At 36.7% G+C, this 19523-nt stretch carries 22 protein-coding genes; 18 read left to right on the plus strand and 4 right to left on the minus strand.

The window, feature by feature from the left end; all coding sequences use genetic code 11:
- Positions 1 to 18: 18 nt before the first annotated feature.
- The 6 genes from pheS to HQN83_RS22980 all read left to right on the plus strand — a co-directional run bounded on the left by pheS (position 19) and on the right by HQN83_RS22980 (position 4199).
- Positions 19 to 1056: a phenylalanine--tRNA ligase subunit alpha gene (pheS, locus tag HQN83_RS22955; RefSeq protein ID WP_173093737.1), complete on the plus strand. Its 1038-nt coding sequence runs from the start codon at positions 19 to 21 to the stop codon at positions 1054 to 1056.
- Positions 1056 to 1466 carry a Rieske (2Fe-2S) protein gene (locus HQN83_RS22960; protein WP_173093739.1) on the plus strand — a complete coding sequence of 137 codons (411 nt, stop codon included), beginning with the start codon at positions 1056 to 1058 and terminating at the stop codon, positions 1464 to 1466. Before pheS ends, HQN83_RS22960 begins: the two co-directional genes overlap by 1 nt.
- Positions 1466 to 2041, plus strand: coding sequence for a TetR/AcrR family transcriptional regulator (locus HQN83_RS22965; protein WP_173093741.1), 576 nt, complete (start codon positions 1466 to 1468; stop codon positions 2039 to 2041). Before HQN83_RS22960 ends, HQN83_RS22965 begins: the two co-directional genes overlap by 1 nt.
- An 82-nt stretch (positions 2042 to 2123) precedes the next feature.
- Positions 2124 to 2234: a phenylalanyl-tRNA synthetase subunit alpha gene (locus HQN83_RS22970; protein ID WP_108207440.1), complete on the plus strand. Its 111-nt coding sequence runs from the start codon at positions 2124 to 2126 to the stop codon at positions 2232 to 2234.
- A 90-nt stretch (positions 2235 to 2324) separates the two neighbouring features.
- The gene (gene rlmD, locus HQN83_RS22975; RefSeq protein WP_173093743.1) at positions 2325 to 3794 is read left to right on the plus strand and encodes a 23S rRNA (uracil(1939)-C(5))-methyltransferase RlmD; all 1470 of its coding nucleotides are present in this window, start codon (positions 2325 to 2327) and stop codon (positions 3792 to 3794) included.
- Positions 3795 to 3797: 3 nt separating this feature from the next.
- Positions 3798 to 4199 carry a hypothetical protein gene (locus HQN83_RS22980; protein ID WP_173093745.1) on the plus strand — a complete coding sequence of 134 codons (402 nt, stop codon included), beginning with the start codon at positions 3798 to 3800 and terminating at the stop codon, positions 4197 to 4199.
- 69 nt (positions 4200 to 4268) lie between these two features.
- On the opposite strand, the gene HQN83_RS22985 is transcribed toward HQN83_RS22980, so the two are convergent.
- Positions 4269 to 4979 (minus strand): head GIN domain-containing protein, encoded by a 711-nt coding sequence (locus HQN83_RS22985; protein ID WP_173093747.1) that lies wholly within the window; start codon positions 4977 to 4979, stop codon positions 4269 to 4271.
- A 160-nt stretch (positions 4980 to 5139) separates the two neighbouring features.
- Between HQN83_RS22985 and HQN83_RS22990 the strand changes: the two genes are divergently transcribed.
- The 5 genes from HQN83_RS22990 (at position 5140) to hemH (ending at position 9247) form a co-directional block, all read left to right on the plus strand.
- A complete protein-coding gene (locus HQN83_RS22990) occupies positions 5140 to 5649 on the plus strand; it encodes a phosphoribosyltransferase family protein (protein WP_173093749.1) in 510 nt (169 codons plus the stop codon).
- Positions 5650 to 5688: 39 nt separating this feature from the next.
- Positions 5689 to 6309, plus strand: coding sequence for a 1-acyl-sn-glycerol-3-phosphate acyltransferase (locus HQN83_RS22995; protein WP_173093751.1), 621 nt, complete (start codon positions 5689 to 5691; stop codon positions 6307 to 6309).
- Positions 6306 to 7268 (plus strand): glycosyltransferase family 2 protein, encoded by a 963-nt coding sequence (locus HQN83_RS23000; protein ID WP_173093753.1) that lies wholly within the window; start codon positions 6306 to 6308, stop codon positions 7266 to 7268. Before HQN83_RS22995 ends, HQN83_RS23000 begins: the two co-directional genes overlap by 4 nt.
- A gap of 54 nt (positions 7269 to 7322) precedes the next feature.
- A complete protein-coding gene (locus HQN83_RS23005) occupies positions 7323 to 8171 on the plus strand; it encodes a 4-hydroxy-3-methylbut-2-enyl diphosphate reductase (protein ID WP_173093755.1) in 849 nt (282 codons plus the stop codon).
- A gap of 62 nt (positions 8172 to 8233) precedes the next feature.
- Positions 8234 to 9247: a ferrochelatase gene (gene hemH / locus HQN83_RS23010; RefSeq protein ID WP_173093757.1), complete on the plus strand. Its 1014-nt coding sequence runs from the start codon at positions 8234 to 8236 to the stop codon at positions 9245 to 9247.
- Here hemH and HQN83_RS23015 read toward each other — a convergent pair.
- A complete protein-coding gene (locus HQN83_RS23015; protein ID WP_173093759.1) occupies positions 9244 to 10458 on the minus strand; it encodes a 3-deoxy-D-manno-octulosonic acid transferase in 1215 nt (404 codons plus the stop codon). The two genes, hemH and HQN83_RS23015, sit on opposite strands and share 4 nt — an antisense overlap.
- 61 nt (positions 10459 to 10519) lie before the next feature.
- Here HQN83_RS23015 and HQN83_RS23020 point away from each other — a divergent pair, with 61 nt between their 5' ends.
- The 5 genes from HQN83_RS23020 to rfbB are packed head-to-tail and all read left to right on the plus strand — an operon-like array spanning position 10520 to position 15471.
- The gene (locus tag HQN83_RS23020; RefSeq protein ID WP_173093761.1) at positions 10520 to 11830 is read left to right on the plus strand and encodes a UDP-glucose dehydrogenase family protein; all 1311 of its coding nucleotides are present in this window, start codon (positions 10520 to 10522) and stop codon (positions 11828 to 11830) included.
- Entirely contained in the window at positions 11830 to 12819 is a 990-nt protein-coding gene (locus HQN83_RS23025) for a UDP-glucuronic acid decarboxylase family protein (protein ID WP_173093763.1), read from the plus strand. The genes HQN83_RS23020 and HQN83_RS23025 overlap by 1 nt, the downstream gene beginning before the upstream one ends.
- Before the next feature lie 5 nt (positions 12820 to 12824).
- On the plus strand, positions 12825 to 13847 hold the full coding sequence (galE, locus tag HQN83_RS23030; protein ID WP_173093765.1) for a UDP-glucose 4-epimerase GalE: 1023 nt from the start codon (positions 12825 to 12827) through the stop codon (positions 13845 to 13847).
- A gap of 1 nt (position 13848) precedes the next feature.
- Positions 13849 to 14415: a hypothetical protein gene (locus tag HQN83_RS23035; protein WP_173093767.1), complete on the plus strand. Its 567-nt coding sequence runs from the start codon at positions 13849 to 13851 to the stop codon at positions 14413 to 14415.
- A 3-nt stretch (positions 14416 to 14418) separates the two neighbouring features.
- Entirely contained in the window at positions 14419 to 15471 is a 1053-nt protein-coding gene (rfbB, locus tag HQN83_RS23040) for a dTDP-glucose 4,6-dehydratase (RefSeq protein WP_173093769.1), read from the plus strand.
- Between the two features lie 16 nt (positions 15472 to 15487).
- Here the strand turns inward: rfbB and HQN83_RS23045 are convergent, their stop codons facing one another.
- The gene (locus tag HQN83_RS23045) at positions 15488 to 16720 is read right to left on the minus strand and encodes an ABC transporter permease (protein WP_173093771.1); all 1233 of its coding nucleotides are present in this window, start codon (positions 16718 to 16720) and stop codon (positions 15488 to 15490) included.
- 92 nt (positions 16721 to 16812) lie between these two features.
- On the minus strand, positions 16813 to 17166 hold the full coding sequence (locus HQN83_RS23050; RefSeq protein ID WP_173093773.1) for a HesB/IscA family protein: 354 nt from the start codon (positions 17164 to 17166) through the stop codon (positions 16813 to 16815).
- A 180-nt stretch (positions 17167 to 17346) separates the two neighbouring features.
- Here HQN83_RS23050 and HQN83_RS23055 point away from each other — a divergent pair, with 180 nt between their 5' ends.
- Positions 17347 to 17892 (plus strand): DUF7935 family protein, encoded by a 546-nt coding sequence (locus tag HQN83_RS23055; protein WP_173093775.1) that lies wholly within the window; start codon positions 17347 to 17349, stop codon positions 17890 to 17892.
- A gap of 2 nt (positions 17893 to 17894) precedes the next feature.
- Complete coding sequence (locus tag HQN83_RS23060; RefSeq protein WP_173093777.1) at positions 17895 to 19442, plus strand: acyl-CoA mutase large subunit family protein; 1548 nt, start codon at positions 17895 to 17897, stop codon at positions 19440 to 19442.
- The last annotated feature ends 81 nt before the right edge of the window (positions 19443 to 19523 follow it).

Here is a 19523-nt window from a genome sequence, read left to right on the forward strand (position 1 = left end):
AGCTGTATATTTGTCGCCATGTTACAAGACAAGATAACACAATATACAGCCGAAATAAATGCTTTTTCAACTGATAAGGCAGATGAATTAGAACAATTCCGTATAAAATTCCTTGGTACTAAAGGAATTATCAAAGATATTTTTGATGAGTTTAAGGCCGTTTCACCAGAAGAGAAAAGAACTCTGGGGAAGGTTTTGAACGAATTTAAACAACTGGCAGAAGCTAAATATCAGACTTTGAAAGATCAGGGTGGGGTAGAAGAAGTTTCAACTGATGCCGGTATAGATTTAACCTTGCCGGGTGAAGGGTTTGAAATTGGAGCCCGCCATCCATTAGCATTGGTTAGACGAGAAATCATTGAGATTTTTAATAAACTTGGTTTTATTGTAGCAGAAGGTCCTGAAATTGAGGATGACTGGCACAATTTCTCTGCTTTGAACTTCCCGGAAGAACATCCGGCAAGAGATATGCAGGATACTTTCTTTATTAAAAAAGGAGGCGAAAAAGGTGATATTGCTTTACGTACCCATACTTCATCTGTACAGGTAAGGATGATGGAGGCTGGTAAGCCACCATTTAGAGCAATTATGCCGGGTCGTGTTTATCGTAATGAGGCTATTTCTGCAAGAGCACATTGCTTTTTCCATCAGGTAGAAGGTTTGTATGTTGATGAGAATGTTTCATTCGCTGATTTAAAGCAAACGTTATTCTATTTTGTTCAGGAGCTTTATGGTGAGGGTACGAAAGTTCGCTTCCGCCCATCTTATTTCCCTTTTACAGAGCCATCTGCTGAAATGGATATCTCTTGTACAATCTGTAAAGGTGCAGGCTGTCAGATGTGTAAGTATAGCGGCTGGGTTGAGATTTTAGGATGTGGTATGGTTGATCCTAACGTTTTAGAAAATTGTGGTATTGACAGTAAGAAATATAGCGGATTTGCATTTGGAATGGGTATTGAGCGTATTGCCAACCTTAAATTTGAGATCAAAGATTTACGTTTATTCTCTGAAAACGATGCTCGCTTTTTAAAGCAATATAAAACATCATTGATATAATGATTAAAAAATTAGCTGGGTTATTTTTATTGGCGGTCACTTTTTTGAGTTGCGGAAAGGAAAGTGAAATGATTCCTAATGTTTTCGTGGAATATAATGTGACTGTTCAGGAATTTAATATTAAAGCTAAGAATCGTGTATTATTGGTAAGTAACCAAGGCGTTAAGGGCTTGATGATAGTTGCAGTTGGTAGTGGTTATAGGGCGTTCGATAGAGCGAGCTCGGTAAACCCTCAAAATGGGGGCTGTGCAGTTGTACCGGATTCAACCGGAATTACTGCTACTGATCCTTGTACAGGAGCTAAGTTTTTACTGTTGGATGGAACTCCGCAAAAGGCACCAGCTGTACGTAATTTAAAGTCTTATAGTACATCACTTCGTGGTGGGCAAACTATAAATGTAAGTAATTAATGGAACCAGAGAAAATAAAGGAAAGTATAATCAGGTCTGCTAAAGAACTGTTCAGAAAGTACGGCTATCATAAAACAAGTGTTAATGAAATTGCCAGAAAAGCCAGAATAGCTAAGGCAACTATATACAAGTATTTTGAAAGTAAAGAGCAGATTCTTGATGCTATCCTAATGGATTATCTGGACTTAAATCTTCATGAGATTTTAAAAAATAAAGCTCAGTTTGCTGATGAAGAAGAGCATCTTAAGGCACTTGTAATGAAAACATGCAGACTTACTTATACGGTTTGCAATGAGTTTATTGGTTGGGATTTTGTTAGAGAGAATGCCAACTCACAAGACTTTCTAAAGCATTTATCTGATCAGTTGGAGTCGTTATTACTTTCTGCTTATCTGGAGCTTGATCATTTTAAAAATAATCCATCGCGTAAAGAGGGACTTGCATTTTTGTTAAAAGCCAGCAAGAGCATTGTGTTCTCATTCGCATTCACTTCTGTTAGTGATTCTGACGTTCGTAAGAACTTCGTTAGTTTTCAGAAAGAACTTCTTCCCTTCCTGGTAAAGGCCGCATTGTAGGTTTCTTTACAAAACCTTAACTTATACCGTTTTGGTATTCGGTATAAAAACATTTATATTTGGCCATATACGTCAATATATTATGAGTAAAGAGGTTTTAGAGATTTCTGTAATGGTTGATGAGAAGTTTGATATGAGCTTTAATCTGGTTGAAGGCATTTTTGGTTTAATCCTTAAAGTTTTTGGTAAGTAGAGTTTGATATTGCATTTTCTTTTCTTTGAAAGGTGTTTGATTACCTGACGGAGATCAGTATGTCTGAAATTTTATCTAATTTTGCGGCAAATGAGTAGAAATAGAAAAGCCGGAACAGTAACCATCATCCCCAATTTAAGTATTATTGATATTGCCGAGGAAGGCAAGGGTGTTGGTAAAGCAGATGAATTGGTAATATTTGTGGATAAAGCCGTACCGGGTGATGTGGTTGATGTTCGCATAGTAAAGAAAAAGAAGAATTTTGCTGAAGCAGTAATTGAAAGCTTAAATGAAGCTTCTGATTTAAGGGTTGATCCTTTTTGTCAGCACTTTGGTACCTGTGGTGGTTGCAAATGGCAACACATGGGCTATGATGCTCAATTGAAATTTAAACATAAAAATGTGGAGGCTGCTTTACAGCGTCTCGCAAAGATTGATACTTCTGCAATGGAGCCAATTTTAGGTTCTGCAGAAAATAAATACTATCGCAATAAGCTTGAATACACGTTTTCTAATAAACGCTGGTTAAATAAACAAGATATGGCGGATAGAGCAGAGGATTCAGAAGGGCCAAATGAGGACCTGGAAATGAATGCCCTTGGTTTTCACGTTCCACTTAGGTTTGATAAAATTTTAGATATACAGCATTGTTATTTACAAGCTGAGCCATCTAATACATTAAGAAATAGCGTTAGAGCATATGCTTTAGAAAACGGACTGTCTTTTTACGATTTGCGTAATCATGAAGGTAGCTTAAGAAACCTGATTATACGTACTTCATCTACAGGAGAAGTAATGGTGGTTGTGGTTTTTGCGTATGCAGAACAAGAACAGGTAGATGGCTTAATGGAATATCTGAAAGTAAACTTCCCTGAAATCACTTCATTACTTTACATATTAAATCAAAAGAAGAACGATACCATTTTTGACCAGGATGTAATTACTTACGCGGGTAGGGATTACATTTTTGAGGAAATGGACGGTCTAAAGTTTAAAATTGGTGCGAAATCTTTTTATCAAACCAATTCAGATCAGGCTCACGAGTTGTATAAAATCACGAAGGAATTTTCCGGTTTTTCTGGTGATGAACTGGTTTATGATTTATACACCGGTGCAGGTACTATTGCCAATTTTGTAGCGAGAAGTGTGAAACAGGTTGTTGGAATTGAATATGTACCTACAGCTATTGAGGATGCTAAGTTTAATTCGGAGCTTAATAAAATAGAGAATACGATTTTCTATGCCGGTGATATGAAGGACATCCTGACAAGAGATTTTATTGCTGATCATGGTAAACCTGATGTGGTAATAACAGATCCACCGAGGGCTGGAATGCACGCCGACGTAGTTGAAAGATTACTTGAGATGGAAGCTGAGAAAATTGTTTATGTGAGTTGCAATGCAGCTACCCAGGCAAGAGATTTGGCTTTGTTAAAAGAAAAATATGAGGTAGTTCGTATTAAGCCGGTTGATATGTTTCCGCATACTCAGCATGTTGAGAATGTTGTGTTGTTAAAATTTGTAGGTAGCAAACCGCAAGATAATTTAGAGAATAATTAAAAAATGGATATAGAAGAATTATTGCCACAGGAATCGGAAGGCGGAAAACCAGAACAGAAAAAGCAAAGTCCTTTGGTAAGCCTTGAAAAGGATTTGGATTTATATGCTGATTCTATTAAAGAGGTTGCAGTAGATATAATGGTGGAAGGAATAACCGCTAATCCTATTTTTATAGCTCACCAGTACGTTGTAAATATTGGAGAGGTAATTCTGGATAGAAAAGAACTAAATACGGAGTGGACCATACAAGTTTCTACTTTCGAAGAGTTTATAGAGAAAGGTATTATCCAACCGGATAAAAAAGCATTGTTTCTTAAAAGCTACAAAAAACCTGAAGACTTTATGTGTGTTTTTGTAATCGTACCCGAAGGGGCGAACTTTATTTATTATCCTTATAAAAAGTAAAGGCGAGCTAAAATAAAAATTCCTGCCAGACATCCGTTTGGCAGGAATAACTAAAAACTAAACTAAACTTTATTTTATTCGGTTAACATCTCCGCTTTTGCTGGAGTTGTTTTTTACTGATGCATTTCCTTTGTAGTTTATATCACTACCTCCACTGGCACTTGCTTCTAATGCTTTATTAACATAAATATTTGCATCAGACCCGCCGCTTGAACTTACTTTTGCATAATCAACTACAAAATTAAGTGCGTTTACATCGCTGCCGCCACTTGTAGAAACCTCCATATTTGTAGCGCTACCTTTTAAATCAAGATCAGAGCCGCCACTTGTTTGTATTTCGACATCTTTAGCAACTACGTCTAATTTCAAGTCTGAACCTCCGGATGCACTTAGTGATAACCTGTCTGTTTTCAGCGTGTTTTGAGTATATACATCACTGCCACCACTTGCCGATATAGCAGTAAGTGTTTTGTAGTTTACGTAAACTTTGATAGATTGATTTTTAAATATGCGACCCCAGTTAACGCCATCTTTGTATTTGATTCTTAGATTATTTCCTTCTTTTTCAATAATCACATCTTTAATAAGATCTGGGTGAGCATTGATACGGATATTCTCTGAATTACTTTGAGTAAGGTATAAGTCTATTCCACTTGAAACTGAAACTTCATTAAAGTTTTTTATTGCAACATCTTTATCCTGTTGTGCCTTTAGGGATATCACAGAGGCTGTAAAGATTAGAAGTGTTAGTGCGGATTTAAGTATAGATGATGTTTTCATATTAGGTTTTTGAATGATGGTTTATTAATTAGACGCAACAGGGGGCTAAACGTTGCACGATTTGTAAACTTTTTTTTAAGGGATATAAAAATATTTTAATCTAAGTTTGAATATGAACCTTAAAATGGTTCTTTTTGTAGTATAAACAATGTGATACCAGATGGGAGAATCTCAATTACTTATTCTTGATAAAAAACAGATACAGCAAAAGATCAACAGAATTGCATACCAGATTTTGGAAGATAATTTAAATGAGAAAGAAATTGTACTGGCCGGAATATGGGACCGTGGCTATAAATTGGCCTTGCGTTTAAAAAAGGTGTTGACAAAAATTTCTGATCTTAAAATTACAATGCTTAGGATTGATCTTGATAGATTGAATACCAAACTGGTGGCCAATACGGATTTAGATGAGTCGCATTGGAAGAATAAGGTAATCATACTTGTTGATGATGTATTGAACAGTGGTAAGACTTTGGCTTATGGCCTTGGTGTTTTCCTGAATACTCCACATAAAAAGATTAGAACAGTGGTACTAGTTGATAGAAGTCATAAAATTTTCCCAATAGCAACAGATTTTGTTGGTTTACAGTTGGCTACGGTTTTAAAAGAACATGTAGATGTGGTAATGGATGTTGAAGGAGAAGAGGATAGGGTCTATTTAAGCTAACCGTTTGCATTTAAAGCTAATTTTTCTCATTTTAGAGGGATGTACCAGTCCCAAAAAAGCCCTATAGTTTTTAAGTTCTTTTCCTGGTATGTTGCTTATATCATAAAGAAGGACTTTTCTTCGTATAATTTTAATAAACTTCAGATTAAAGATGATGAGGCTGTACTTTTATTAGCCAATCATTTTAGCTGGTGGGATGGCTTTTTGATGTTTTATTTAAATAAAAAGCTATTTAAGAAACAGTTTCATGTGCTGGTTACAAAAGAGGACTATGAGAAATTATGGTTTTTAAAATACTTAGGAGCTTTTGCTGCTGAAACAAATGGGAAAGATGTGGTTCAAACATTAATATATGCAGGTGGTCTGCTAGATAATCCTGATAATTTGGTTCTTATTTTTCCGCAAGGAAAGTTGTATACAAGCTATATCGGTAGTATTAGTTTCGAGAAGGGAGTGATGCAGGTTGTGAATGCATCAAAGAAGAAGTTTCAGACTATATTTTCAGCCAATCTTACAGATTATTTTGGTGAACGGAAACCGGAAGCCAGGAGTTACTTAGCTAGCTGGGAGGCTGAAGAATATGTGAGTTTACAGTTGCTGAAAAGTGAGTACAATAAGCACTACGGAGCTGCCGTTAAAAGTCAGGGAAAGGCTTTATGATCATTTTTATTTACGCTGTTCTTGTATTCCTTGTGTTACGGGTTTCAGTAACGTTGTTTAATTTCTTGTCCAATCCCAAACTTGGATATTATGGGAAACATTTTACGGATAAGGTTTCGATTATAATTTCTTTATCTGATGCAGATGATGATCCTACTGCTTTGGTAACTTCAATTGAAGCACAGGATTATTCGAATGTGGAGATCATTGTTAAAAAACACACTGAAACTTCGCGAAAAGCAGTTGCGAAATCAACAGGTAGCTATATTTTGTTTTTGGATGGCAATACCACTATTAGTAAAGGGCTAATAAATAATCTTATTTATAGGGTTAAGGTGTTTGATTTGGATCTGCTCAGTATAATTCCCAATCGAAAACTTAATGGTTTGTTAAGTCGTTTGGTTTATCCTTTAGGCGACTTTGTTTTATTAAATCTTTTACCATTAAGATTGGTGAGGTTAAGCACTCAACAGATATTTGCTGCTACTAATACCGCATGTATGTTCTTTAAGGCCAATAGTTATAAGAAGAATAATTGGTATGAACAGGTTGATGAACAGGATTTGGATGGTATTGAAATTACCAGGTTAATGAAACAGATGAAGTTTAAAACTGAAGTTTTATTAGGCAATAAGTTCGTTTACTTTAACGAGAGGATGAACCTTGATAAGGTCTCATCGCAATTGTTGCTGGCATTTGGAAGTAACGTATTGGCCGTGTTGATTTACCTGCTATTGGTTATTGGCGGGCCTGTAGCTGTACTGCTTAATTTTGAGCCGGTACTTTTGGTTTTACCTGTAGGTTTGATTTTTTTAAGCCGGGTAATGATCTCGTTTCTTACTGCACAGAATCCATTTGTTAATGTTTTACTTCATCCGATTCAAATGGTAATGCTTTTTGTGTTACTAATAAAGGGGCTTTGGATTAAGGTATTGACATCTGGTAAACATAAGTTGTAAGGATATGAAACTCTTTTTGTGTAATTTTGTACATTAACTAGTGTCAAGAAAAAGATGGAATACGATTTAACCGTTACTATAGATAAGGCTTCGGGCTTTTGCTTTGGGGTAGTTTATGCTATTGATATGGCTGAAGATATTTTAGATCATGAAGATTACTTGTATTGCCTTGGTGATATTGTGCATAACGATGAGGAGGTAAAGCGATTAACCGATAAAGGTTTAAGGATTATCGATCATGAACAATTGCAAGGCTTAAAGAGAGAGAAGGTTCTGATCAGAGCTCACGGAGAGGCTCCATCTACTTATCAGCTTGCATTAGAAAATGAATTGACATTAATTGATGCTTCTTGTCCGGTAGTTTTAAAGCTACAGAACAGGATTAAAAACTCACATGATGATGATGAGCAAATCCTGATCTTTGGTAAGCATGGTCATGCTGAGGTAGTTGGCTTACAAGGCCAAACCGATGGTAAGGCAATTGTTTTTCAGGATTTAGCGGAGTTGGATAATGTTGATTTGCCTTCTAAATTCACACTGTATAGTCAAACCACAAAGAGTACAGACAAATTTTATCAGATAAAGGATGAACTTATCAATAGGGGATATGATGTTAAAGCAAATGATACCATTTGTCGACAAGTATCCAACCGTTATGGTGACCTTGAAAAGTTTGTAGTGAATTATGATAAAATCTTATTTGTTTCAGGTAAGAAATCCTCTAATGGTAAAGTACTGTATGATGTTTGCAAAAAATATAATGACAATTCATATTTCATTTCAAACATTGAAGAAATAGATTTCAACTGGTTTTCTCCTAAAGATAAGGTTGGAATTTGCGGTGCTACATCTACACCTATGTGGTTAATGGAAGAGGTTAAAAGCTTTCTGCTTAATCATTAAAAAGTAATTATTGTTTTTACGAGAGAACATAAAAGTATAATAAGTTAATTTCGCGCCATATTATGGGAAAAAAGGGCATTTTATTAGTGAATTTAGGAACTCCGGATAGCCCGGAAGTTAAAGACGTACGCAAATATCTTGATCAGTTTTTGATGGATGAACGTGTAATTGATATCAATGCTTTTAACCGCACATTATTGGTTAAAGGTGTGATAGTTCCTTTTCGCAGCCCTAAAACTTCGAAATTATATAAAGAGATCTGGGATGAAAACGGATCTCCACTATTGTACTATAGCAAAATACAAGCTGCATTAGTTCAAGAGAAATTGGGTGATGAATATCACGTTGAACTAGCTATGAGGTATCAGAATCCTTCAATTGAGTCTGCTTTAGATAAAATGAAAGCTGGTTTGGTTGAAAGCATAAAAGTTATTCCTTTATTCCCTCAATACGCCTCAGCCAGTAGTGGTTCGGTAATACAAAACGTAATGGAGATTGTTAGTAAATGGACAACCATACCACCGGTTTCGTTTGTGAGCTCTTTTCATAATAATGAATTGATGTTAGAGGTTTTCGCTGAAAATGCGAGAAAGTATCAACCTGAAACTTATGATCACGTATTGTTTAGCTTTCATGGACTTCCGGAACGTCAGCTGTTAAAATGTGACCATACGGGTAGCTATTGTTTAAAAAAGGACAATTGCTGTGATACTTTAAACGATACCAATAAGTTTTGTTACTCTGCCCAAGGACATGATACTGCAAAATTGATTGCAGCGAAATTGAATATTGCCAGAGAAGATTATACCGTTTGCTTCCAATCTCGTTTGGGTAAAGAGCCTTGGGTGCAACCATATACCACAGATGTGTTAAAGAAATTAGCTGCTGAAGGTAAAAAACGTTTGCTTGTGTTTAGTCCTGCGTTTGTTGCTGATTGCCTGGAAACGCTTTATGAAATTACTGTTGAATATCATGAAGAATTTAAGGCTTTAGGTGGTGAGCATGTTCAACTAGTTGAAAGCCTAAATGACAATCCAAAGTTTATTGATGCACTTGTGGAATTGGCGGTAAGCTAGAAGTTCTGAGCGATGTGTTTTATGATCTGATCTGTTGATCCTGTTTTCGTATTTACGTAATTCTTAGCAGTTTCTCCGGCTGTTTTATTTTCTGTGAATTTTTCGAAAGCGCTGAGTAGTTCTTCCGCAGTACTAATACTGCTAGCTGCTCCTATAGAGATGAGATCTTTTGCCTCTTGGAACTTATCATATTTAGGACCGAAGATTACGGGCATTCCAAATGCTGCAGCTTCTAAAGTATTGTGGATACCAACGCCGAATCCTCCACCTATATAAGCAATCTCTCCGTATTGATAAACAGAGGATAATATGCCAATGTTATCTATGATCAAGACTTGAGTTTCGGAAGATTGAGCAGATAATTCAGAATAGCGGATTGCCGTTGGAACAAGCCTTACAATCTCATCAATATGTGCCTTGTCTATTTCATGAGGGGCAATTATAAATTTCCAGTCAGGTCTTTTGTTAATAAGCAGTGCTAACAAACGTTCGTCGGCAGGCCAGGTGCTTCCGGCAATAAGTGTGCTTTTGTTGTTGCAGAACTTGCTGATAAGTTCAAATTCTTTTGGGGATTTGGCATTCTCCGCTACACGGTCAAATCTGGTATCACCACTTATACTTACATTTTTAATGTTAATTTGACTAAGCAGTTGTTTGCTCTCTTCGTTCTGAACAAAAAAGTAGTTTACAAAACTTAGGATTTTGCGATTGAATGAACCATACCACTTAAAGAAAATTTGATCTGGTCTGAAAATACCTGATATAATGTAAAGTGGAATTCCCGATTTATGAAGGGTTTCGAAATAGTGATACCAATATTCATACTTGGTGAATACTGCTATTTCAGGATTTATTGCTGCAATTAGTTTTTTTGCATTGCTAGCAGTATCGAGTGGCAGATAAAATACACCATCAGCCAACGCATAATCTTTTCTGATTTCATACCCAGATGGGGAAAAAAAGGTAATTACAATTCGCTTTTCGGGGTATTGATTTCTAATCTTTTCTAGTAAAGGCCGGCCTTGTTCAAATTCTCCAAGAGAGGCAAAATGAAACCATATATTTGATTTAGTGGGATCTATCTTTTTTTGTATATTTTCGAAAATATTCTTTCTGCCTTGAACAAAGAATTTGGCTTTATTATTGAACAGGGAGAATATGTTAACAATTAAACCATAAAGTTGAATCGCTAGGTTATAAAGCAAAAGCATTTTGTGTTTATTTCTTATCTTAGCCGAAGATACTTCAATAAAATTAAAACCAAATTAATATATGAAAATAGCCGTAATAGGAACAGGTTATGTAGGTTTAGTTACCGGAACTTGTTTAGCTGAAACTGGTAACGACGTTATTTGTGTCGACGTTAATGAAGCCAAAGTGCTCAAAATGCAGAATGGTGAGATTCCTATTTATGAACCCGGATTAGATATTTTGTTTCATAGAAATATTGCTCAGGGAAGGCTGGTATTTACTACTGACCTGGCAGTGGCGATTAAAGATGCTCAAATTATTTTTATGGCTTTACCAACGCCTCCAGGTGGGGATGGTGCTGCAGATTTATCATATATTCTAGGTGCAGCAAAAGATATTTCTAAGCTGGTAACGGAGTATAAAGTAATTATCAATAAGTCGACTGTTCCTGTAGGAACTGCAGATAAAGTTCAGGCAGTATTTACAGAAAACACTTCCGTTGAGATTGATGTAGTGTCAAATCCAGAGTTTTTGCGCGAAGGTGTTGCTGTGGATGACTTTATGAAGCCTGATAGGGTAGTTATTGGTACACGTAGCGAAAGAGCAAAGAAGTTACTTTTAGAATTATACGGTCCGTATGTTAGACAAGGGAATCCAATTCTATTTATGGATGAGCGTTCATCTGAATTGACAAAATATGCTGCTAATTCATTCCTGGCTACTAAAATCACCTTTATGAACGAGGTAGCGAATCTATGCGAAATTGTTGGAGCTGATGTTGATGCCGTGCGTAAAGGTATCGGGTCAGATGACAGAATCGGTAAAAGATTTTTGTTCCCGGGTATTGGTTACGGCGGTAGTTGCTTCCCTAAAGATGTACAGGCATTAGCTAAAGCTGCTGATGAACACAATTATGATTTTCAGATTCTTAGGGCTGTAATGAACGTGAATGAAAAACAGAAAGTTGTTTTGGTTGATAAACTTTTGAAATACTATAAAAATGATTTAAAAGGTAAGCACTTTGCATTATGGGGCTTGGCTTTTAAACCTGAAACTGATGATATCCGTGAAGCACCGGCTTTATACATTATTAATGAGCTACTAAAACATGGTGCAACTGTTGCTGCTTTCGATCCTGAAGGTGTTAATAACGTAAAAGCAGTGGTTGGCGATAAAATCCAGTACTCAAGTAATCAATATGAAGCTTTAGAGGGTGCAGATGCATTACTGATTGCAACAGAGTGGTCTGTTTTCAGAAATCCGGATTTTGATAGAATGGAACAGACATTAACAAATAAGGTTATTTTTGACGGACGTAATTTATATGATCTTGAGAAAATGATCGATTTAGGATATTATTATAACAGTATAGGCCGTAAGCTGATAAATTAATGGGACGCAAAAGAATTTTAATTACCGGAGCTGCCGGTTTTCTAGGATCGCATTTATGCGATAGGTTTATAAAAGAAGGCTACTATGTTATTGGCATGGATAACCTGATAACCGGAGATCTGAAAAATATAGAGCATTTATTTGGATTGGAGTGCTTTGAGTTTGCACACCATGATGTTTCAAAATTTGTTCATGTATCCGGTAAATTGGATTATATACTTCATTTTGCATCGCCAGCTAGTCCAATCGACTACCTTAAAATACCTATTCAGACTTTAAAGGTTGGATCTTTGGGAACGCATAATTTGTTGGGATTGGCGAAAAATAAACATGCAAGGATGTTAATCGCATCTACGTCAGAAGTTTATGGCGATCCAAGTGTGAATCCACAACCAGAGGAATACTGGGGCAATGTAAACCCGGTAGGCCCAAGAGGTGTTTATGATGAAGCTAAGCGCTTTCAGGAAGCTATGACAATGGCTTACCATACTTTTCATGGAGTGGAAACACGAATAGTGAGAATATTTAATACTTACGGGCCTAGAATGCGACTAAATGATGGACGTGTTTTACCTGCTTTTATTGGTCAGGCATTAAGAGGTGAGGACTTAACCGTATTTGGTGATGGATCTCAAACCAGATCTTTCTGCTATGTTGATGACCTTATAGAAGGTATCTATAGGTTGTTATTGAGCGATTATGCTATGCCGGTTAATATCGGGAATCCAGATGAAATTACAATTAAGCAGTTTGGAGAAGAGATTATCAAATTAACGGGTACTTCGCAAAAACTAGTTTTAAAAGACTTGCCTGTTGATGATCCGAAGCAACGTCGCCCGGATATTACAAAAGCGAGAGAAATTTTAGGTTGGGAACCAAAAGTAAGTCGTGCAGAAGGATTAAAGATTACTTACGAGTACTTTAAATCATTACCAAAAGAAGCGTTAATAGATAAAGAACATAAAGATTTTACAACATATAACCGTTAATAAGAATGTCTAAAATATTAGTAACTGGAGGAACCGGTTTTATTGGTTCCCATACAGTGGTTGAATTACACAATGCAGGATATGAGGTGATAATTGTCGATGACCTTTCTAATTCTAATCCTAAAATACTTGATCAAATAGAAGCAATTATAGGGATTAAGCCAGAGTTTGTTGAGCTTAATCTTTGTGACGAAGCTAAAGTAACTGAATTTGTAGCTAAAAATACTGATATAGATGGCGTGATTCATTTTGCAGCCTTTAAAGCAGTTGGCGAATCAGTTCAACAGCCACTAAAATATTATAAGAACAATTTTTATTCGCTAATTAATCTTATTAATGCGTTTAATAGCTCGATTAAGTTAGTATTCTCTTCATCATGCACTGTTTATGGACAGCCTGATGTGTTGCCTGTAACTGAAGAGGCTCCAACAAAAAAGGCCGAATCACCATATGGTAACACAAAACAAATAGCTGAGGAGATTTTGCAAGAAACTTGCGCTGTTACTCCTTCTTTAAAAGTGACTTCACTTCGTTATTTTAATCCGGTAGGGGCGCATCATACTGCATTAATTGGTGAGTTGCCAATTGGAGTTCCTCAGAACCTTGTTCCATTTATTACACAATCTGCTATTGGCAAACGTGGCCCTATAACTGTTTATGGTAATGATTATGATACCCCAGACGGAAGTGCAATAAGAGATTACATTCATGTAGTGGATTTAGCTAAGGCACACGTTGCAGCCATTAAACGTTTAGAAAGTGATGCTGCAGCTTCAAATTATGAGGTATTTAATTTAGGTACAGGAAAAGGATCGTCAGTATTGCAAGTGATTGATGCCTTTGAAAAATCAACTGGTCAGAAATTACAGTACACTATCGGAGCCAGAAGAGAAGGTGATATCGAAAAAGTTTGGGGAGATGTAACTAAATCTGCCAGAGATTTAAACTGGAAAGCAGAATTAGATATCGACGTAATGATGTCGTCGGCATGGAATTGGGAGAAGTATTTAAAAGACAACCCATTCTAGGATGCTGTTAAGTGAGCATAAGGATCTTAAACTGGAGATAAAGTCTCTTCCTGAAAAGGAAAAAGATAAATTATTGCTCAGGCTAATTGCTAAGGATAAGGTTTTAACAGAACATTTGCACTTTAAGTTGCTTGAAGATGAACATGATCTGGTAGAGCGTTATGAAAAGTTATTGGCCACAATAGATGAAACGGTTAACGAACTTTTGTCTAACAAAAGGCTCACGTCAAAAGATACAATATTGAAGATGCGTAAGTTAAATGGAAGCATCACTCATCATTTTAAGGTAACTAAAGATGTTACTACTGAAATGGAATTGAGGGTCCATTTATTAAAACATATTCCAATAGATTTTAATGATGGTGTTTTTTCGCCATTGCATAAGTTTAATGAAAAACTGTCGGTTTATTTTGTTAAATCGACAGTTTCTGTACTAAGTAAGTACAGTAAATTACACGAAGACCTTCAGTTTGATTTAAGAGATTCGTTAAATACAGTACTTGCTAAGATATATCAGAACAAAACATCCCTGGTAGCTGAAGAACTTGGGCTGCCTAAAGAACTATAAACCATGAAAAAAATATTAATAACCGGAGGAGCAGGATTTATTGGCTCTCATGTAGTAAGGAGGTTCGTGAATAACTACCCTGATTATATGATCGTGAATCTGGATAAGTTAACTTATGCAGGTAATCTTGCAAATCTTACTGATATTGAAGATAAACCAAACTATCGTTTTGTTAAAGCAGATATCACTGAAGCATCTGCTATAAATGAATTATTTGGTAAAGAGAATTTCGATGCAGTTATTCATTTAGCCGCTGAATCGCATGTTGACAGGTCAATTGCTGATCCAACAGCTTTTGTGATGACGAATGTTATTGGAACCGTTAATCTTTTGAATGCGGCTCGTGAATATTGGAAAGGCGATTATGATAAGAAAAGATTCTACCATGTTTCAACAGATGAGGTTTATGGAGCACTAGGTGAAACCGGAATGTTTACTGAGTCAACAGCTTATGATCCGCATAGCCCGTATTCGGCTTCAAAAGCATCTTCAGATCATTTTGTAAGAGCTTATCATGATACCTACGGTATAGATATCGTAGTGTCTAATTGTTCAAACAATTATGGTTCTCATCATTTTCCAGAAAAATTGATACCATTAGCAATCAACAATATTAAGAATGGACAGCCGGTACCTGTTTATGGTAAGGGCGAAAATGTTCGCGATTGGTTATGGGTAGAAGATCATGCACGTGCAATTGATGTTATCTTCCATCAAGCTAAAACAGGTCAAACTTATAACATTGGTGGTCATAACGAATGGAAAAACATAGATCTTATTCATTTATTATGTGAGATAATGGATAAGAAGCTAGGTAGAGCAGCAGGGGAGTCGGCAAAGCTGATTACTTTCGTAACAGATAGAGCGGGTCATGACTTACGTTATGCTATCGACTCAACTAAACTTCAAAATGAGTTAAACTGGGTACCTAGTTTGCAGTTTGAAGAAGGATTAGAGAAAACAGTAGAATGGTATTTGCAAAATGAAGGGTGGCTTTCTGATGTCACTTCTGGAAATTACCAGGCTTACTACGAAAATCAATATGAGGGAAGATAGTTATCTTCCCTTTTTTTTATTCATATCTTAATGCTTCTACCGGATCAAGTTTAGAAGCTTTTTTTGCAGGATAATAACCTGAGATAATTCCAACGCCAACACATAGCGCAAAACCTCCCATAATCCATTCCCATGGTATGATGAATGATCCTCCCATTGCAAAGGAGATTAGGTTTCCAATAGCGATACCCAGGAATATACCAAACGCGCCACCAATAAGACAGATGATGACAGCCTCAATAAGGAACTGTTTTCTGATTACTGAAGGATTGGCTCCAATGGCTTTTCTGATTCCAATTTCACGAGTTCTTTCTGTTACAGAAACTAGCATAATATTCATTAAACCAATTGAGGCGCCAATTAGTGTAATAACTCCAATGGCTATACCACCCAATACAACCATTCGAAGTTGTTCGAATAGTGTTTGAGCAAGTGAATCACTTTTGGTGATTTCAAAATTATTGGGTTCGGAGATTTTTACTTTCCTTATTTTTCTCAGTTCCGATGTGGCCTCGCCAATAATGTTGTCCATCTGGTCATTACTTGGCACCATTACGGTAATGGTATAAGAAGGATTTGAATTGGTGTTGATCAGTTTTGCTTTTAAAAGAGGGACATAAACGGATCTATCGCCACTAAAGCCCATACTTTGGCCTTTAGATTCAAGAACTCCAATAATTTTTAACCTGTTGTTGCCAACGTTAATGATTTTATCTATTGGATCTAGGTTCTTAAAAAGTTTGGTTCTGATCTCATTCCCTACTATACAAACATTGTTACCGGATTGAACTTCAGCAGGACTGAAATTACGGCCAAGCGAAAGGTTGAAGCCCTGTGCGTTTAATCCATTCTCATCAATGCCTTGAATATTGATGTTTGGATTGGTTTTTTCAGCTCCATATTTTGCAGTCGAACCACCTGTAGCAAATACACTGATTGCTACGGTTGCAGGGGTGTTTAGTCTTTCTTTAAAGTTTATGGCATCTTCATACTTGATAGATCTGAATGGTTTTGGACGTTGGCCTGAGCCTCCAACCCTAATACCCGATCCTCTGTTTCTGACAGTGAAAGCGTTGGCTCCCATACTAGAGAAAGCCTCCGTCATACTTTTCTTTACAGCATCAAGAGTTGTTAATATACCTACTAATGCAGATAAACCAATTGCAATAATCAATGCTGTAAGCATGGTGCGCAAGCGGTTACTTTTTATAGATTGAAGGGCTAGTCGTACGTTTTCGGTATAGGTCATTTCAAATGAAATATATTCTTAAAGGGATAAAAATAAAAAGTCCCGCTGTTAAGACAACGAGACCATGTATAATGTTACAAAAGAATAGGAACTTAAACTGAGAAACTTGTTCCGCAACCGCAAGTGCTATTTGCATTTGGGTTACTGAAAGTGAAGCCTCTTGAGTTTAAACCATCCTGCCAGTCTACCTGCATTCCCATCAAATACATCTGATGAGCTTTGTGCATGAAAACTTTAATGCCATCAATAATGAATTCCTGATCGCCTTCTTTTTTCTGATCAAAACCTAGTACATAGCTCATTCCAGAGCAGCCTCCACCGTCAACTCCTACGCGTAATCCGAAGTCTTCAGAAATCTCTTGCTGATCTTTTAATTTAAAAAGCTCCTTTACAGCGCCTTCTGTGAAAGTTACCGGTGCAAATGCTGTATCTACTGTATTACTCATATTCTTAAAAAATTAGGAAGTACAAATTTAGTTATAATTGTTTACAAACGTGCTATAGCTATCTCTGATAGAGACGTCTATGTCGTCATTTAATATGTCAAATAGTGGCGTAAATATAAATAATTTGTACATTTTTGCTGAGACTCTATACTAATTATTACTGTATTCAAACAAAGCTGAATGAACGTACAAAACTTTTTAACAGAAGTTGCCATATTGGCTACAGGTGGTATTATAACTGTTGCAGCCGGATATTATCTCTTTATAAATGATTTGCGTAAGTACCTGGTTACAAAATCTGTTGAAACTAAACCATCGGATCCTAAAAAGGAAGAACATTTACAGATACTTCCGTTACGACTTCAGGCGCATGAACGCCTTATTGTTTTTGTTGATAGGATTAATCCTGCTAATCTATTAATACGGGTACATCAGCAAGGCATTTCCGTTGTCGATCTTCAGTCAGTATTGCTTAACGAAGTAAGATCGGAATATCAGCATAATGTAGCTCAGCAATTATATATAAGTGCGGCAACATGGGATGTTGTGCGTAAGCTTAAAGATGATACTTTAACTATGGTTAGCAATGCTGCCCGTGGCTTACCTGCCGAAGCAGAAGGAGTAGATTTGAGTAGAAAGATATTGCAGCATATGGCAGGTATTGCCGATAACCCTTATGATTTAACATTAGATCTGATTAAAAAGGATATTCACTTGTTATTTTAATTATGAAAGAGAAAAGGTTTACCACAACTTCAGGCATTGAAATAAAGGAAGTATACACTACCGCAAAACCTTTAGCAGAAACTCCGGGCGAGTTTCCTTTTACCAGAGGTATCCAAAAGGATATGTATAGAGGTAGGTTGTGGACGATGAGACAGTATGCAGGATTTTCCACCGCTGAAGAATCTAACAAGCGTTATCATTACTTGCTAAAACAAGGAACGATGGGGTTGTCTGTGGCGTTTGACCTTCCAACTCAAATTGGATATGACTCTGATCATGATATGTCAGAAGGGGAAGTAGGTAAGGTTGGTGTTGCTATCGATTCATTAAAAGATATAGAGATATTGTTTGATGGGATAGAACTGCAAAAGATCACCACATCTATGACAATAAATGCTACGGCTTCAATTTTATTGGCAATGTATATTGCATTAGCCAAAAAACAGGGAGCAGACATTAAGCAAATATCCGGTACTATTCAAAATGATATCTTAAAAGAGTATGCCGCCAGAGGTACGTATATATATCCACCAAAACCCTCAATGAGGATCATTACTGATATTTTTGAATATTGCAGTAAGGAAGTGCCTAAGTGGAATACGATATCTATTTCTGGGTACCACATCCGCGAAGCAGGATCTACTGCCGTTCAGGAACTGGCATTTACTCTGGCAAACGGAAAGGCATACCTTAATGCAGCGTTAGATAAGGGGTTGGATATTAATGTATTCGCTAAACGACTTTCTTTCTTCTTCAATTGCCACAATAATTTCTTTGAGGAGATAGCCAAGTTTAGAGCGGCAAGAAGAATGTGGGCCAAAATAACAAAGGAACTTGGGGCAACAGATGAGAAAGCTCAAATGCTGCGTTTTCACACTCAAACAGGCGGATCAACACTTACTGCGCAGCAGCCACTTAATAATGTAATCAGGGTAACTAATCAGGCCATGGCTGCAGTTTTAGGAGGCACCCAGTCTCTGCATACAAATGGATATGATGAAGCGCTGTCCTTACCAACTGAAGCTGCGGCAAAAATCGCTTTGCGTACACAGCAGGTAATCGCTTTTGAAAGTGGAGTAACCGATACGGTAGATCCTTTGGCAGGGTCTTATTTTGTAGAAACACTAACAGATGAAATTGAAACGGCAGCGCAGTTATATATAGATAAAATAGATGCGATGGGTGGCTCTGTAAATGCAATAGAAAATGAGTATATTCAAAATGAAATTGCAAACGCAGCTTATCGTTATCAGGTTGAGGTTGAAGAGGCCAGTAGGGTAATTGTTGGTGTAAATAAATTTACACAGGAACAGGAAGGCATAACCGAAGTATTTACTATAGATGAATCTATCCGTACAATACAAACAGAGAAGATAACTAAGCTAAAAGCCGAAAGAGACAACAATGCTGTTGAAAAAGCGTTGAAGAATTTATCTGAAGCTGCTAAAGGGACTGAGAATCTAATGCCGCACATTTTGATAGCGGTTGAAGCATACGCAACCCTTGGCGAGATAGCCGATGTTCTACGTAATGTTTTTGGGGAATATTAAAAAGGATGTTAATAAATAGTTATTAACACAAAAAATTCAGGTTAACAAGGGTAGGTTGTTGCAAGCTAATGAGTTACCAAA

The organism is Pedobacter foliorum, assembly GCF_013266735.1.
Lineage (GTDB): Bacteria > Bacteroidota > Bacteroidia > Sphingobacteriales > Sphingobacteriaceae > Pedobacter > Pedobacter foliorum.

What these genes read in the sequence shown, in the direction of transcription:
- pheS (WP_173093737.1), top strand. Translation starts at nt 19, where the DNA reads ATGTTACAAGACAAGATAACACAATATACAGCCGAAATAAATGCTTTT.
- HQN83_RS22960 (WP_173093739.1), top strand. Translation starts at nt 1,056, where the DNA reads ATGATTAAAAAATTAGCTGGGTTATTTTTATTGGCGGTCACTTTTTTG.
- HQN83_RS22965 (WP_173093741.1), top strand. Translation starts at nt 1,466, where the DNA reads ATGGAACCAGAGAAAATAAAGGAAAGTATAATCAGGTCTGCTAAAGAA.
- HQN83_RS22970 (WP_108207440.1), top strand. Translation starts at nt 2,124, where the DNA reads ATGAGTAAAGAGGTTTTAGAGATTTCTGTAATGGTTGATGAGAAGTTT.
- rlmD (WP_173093743.1), top strand. Translation starts at nt 2,325, where the DNA reads ATGAGTAGAAATAGAAAAGCCGGAACAGTAACCATCATCCCCAATTTA.
- HQN83_RS22980 (WP_173093745.1), top strand. Translation starts at nt 3,798, where the DNA reads ATGGATATAGAAGAATTATTGCCACAGGAATCGGAAGGCGGAAAACCA.
- HQN83_RS22985 (WP_173093747.1), bottom strand. Translation starts at nt 4,979, where the DNA reads ATGAAAACATCATCTATACTTAAATCCGCACTAACACTTCTAATCTTT.
- HQN83_RS22990 (WP_173093749.1), top strand. Translation starts at nt 5,140, where the DNA reads ATGGGAGAATCTCAATTACTTATTCTTGATAAAAAACAGATACAGCAA.
- HQN83_RS22995 (WP_173093751.1), top strand. Translation starts at nt 5,689, where the DNA reads ATGTACCAGTCCCAAAAAAGCCCTATAGTTTTTAAGTTCTTTTCCTGG.
- HQN83_RS23000 (WP_173093753.1), top strand. Translation starts at nt 6,306, where the DNA reads ATGATCATTTTTATTTACGCTGTTCTTGTATTCCTTGTGTTACGGGTT.
- HQN83_RS23005 (WP_173093755.1), top strand. Translation starts at nt 7,323, where the DNA reads ATGGAATACGATTTAACCGTTACTATAGATAAGGCTTCGGGCTTTTGC.
- hemH (WP_173093757.1), top strand. Translation starts at nt 8,234, where the DNA reads ATGGGAAAAAAGGGCATTTTATTAGTGAATTTAGGAACTCCGGATAGC.
- HQN83_RS23015 (WP_173093759.1), bottom strand. Translation starts at nt 10,458, where the DNA reads ATGCTTTTGCTTTATAACCTAGCGATTCAACTTTATGGTTTAATTGTT.
- HQN83_RS23020 (WP_173093761.1), top strand. Translation starts at nt 10,520, where the DNA reads ATGAAAATAGCCGTAATAGGAACAGGTTATGTAGGTTTAGTTACCGGA.
- HQN83_RS23025 (WP_173093763.1), top strand. Translation starts at nt 11,830, where the DNA reads ATGGGACGCAAAAGAATTTTAATTACCGGAGCTGCCGGTTTTCTAGGA.
- galE (WP_173093765.1), top strand. Translation starts at nt 12,825, where the DNA reads ATGTCTAAAATATTAGTAACTGGAGGAACCGGTTTTATTGGTTCCCAT.
- HQN83_RS23035 (WP_173093767.1), top strand. Translation starts at nt 13,849, where the DNA reads ATGCTGTTAAGTGAGCATAAGGATCTTAAACTGGAGATAAAGTCTCTT.
- rfbB (WP_173093769.1), top strand. Translation starts at nt 14,419, where the DNA reads ATGAAAAAAATATTAATAACCGGAGGAGCAGGATTTATTGGCTCTCAT.
- HQN83_RS23045 (WP_173093771.1), bottom strand. Translation starts at nt 16,720, where the DNA reads ATGACCTATACCGAAAACGTACGACTAGCCCTTCAATCTATAAAAAGT.
- HQN83_RS23050 (WP_173093773.1), bottom strand. Translation starts at nt 17,166, where the DNA reads ATGAGTAATACAGTAGATACAGCATTTGCACCGGTAACTTTCACAGAA.
- HQN83_RS23055 (WP_173093775.1), top strand. Translation starts at nt 17,347, where the DNA reads ATGAACGTACAAAACTTTTTAACAGAAGTTGCCATATTGGCTACAGGT.
- HQN83_RS23060 (WP_173093777.1), top strand. Translation starts at nt 17,895, where the DNA reads ATGAAAGAGAAAAGGTTTACCACAACTTCAGGCATTGAAATAAAGGAA.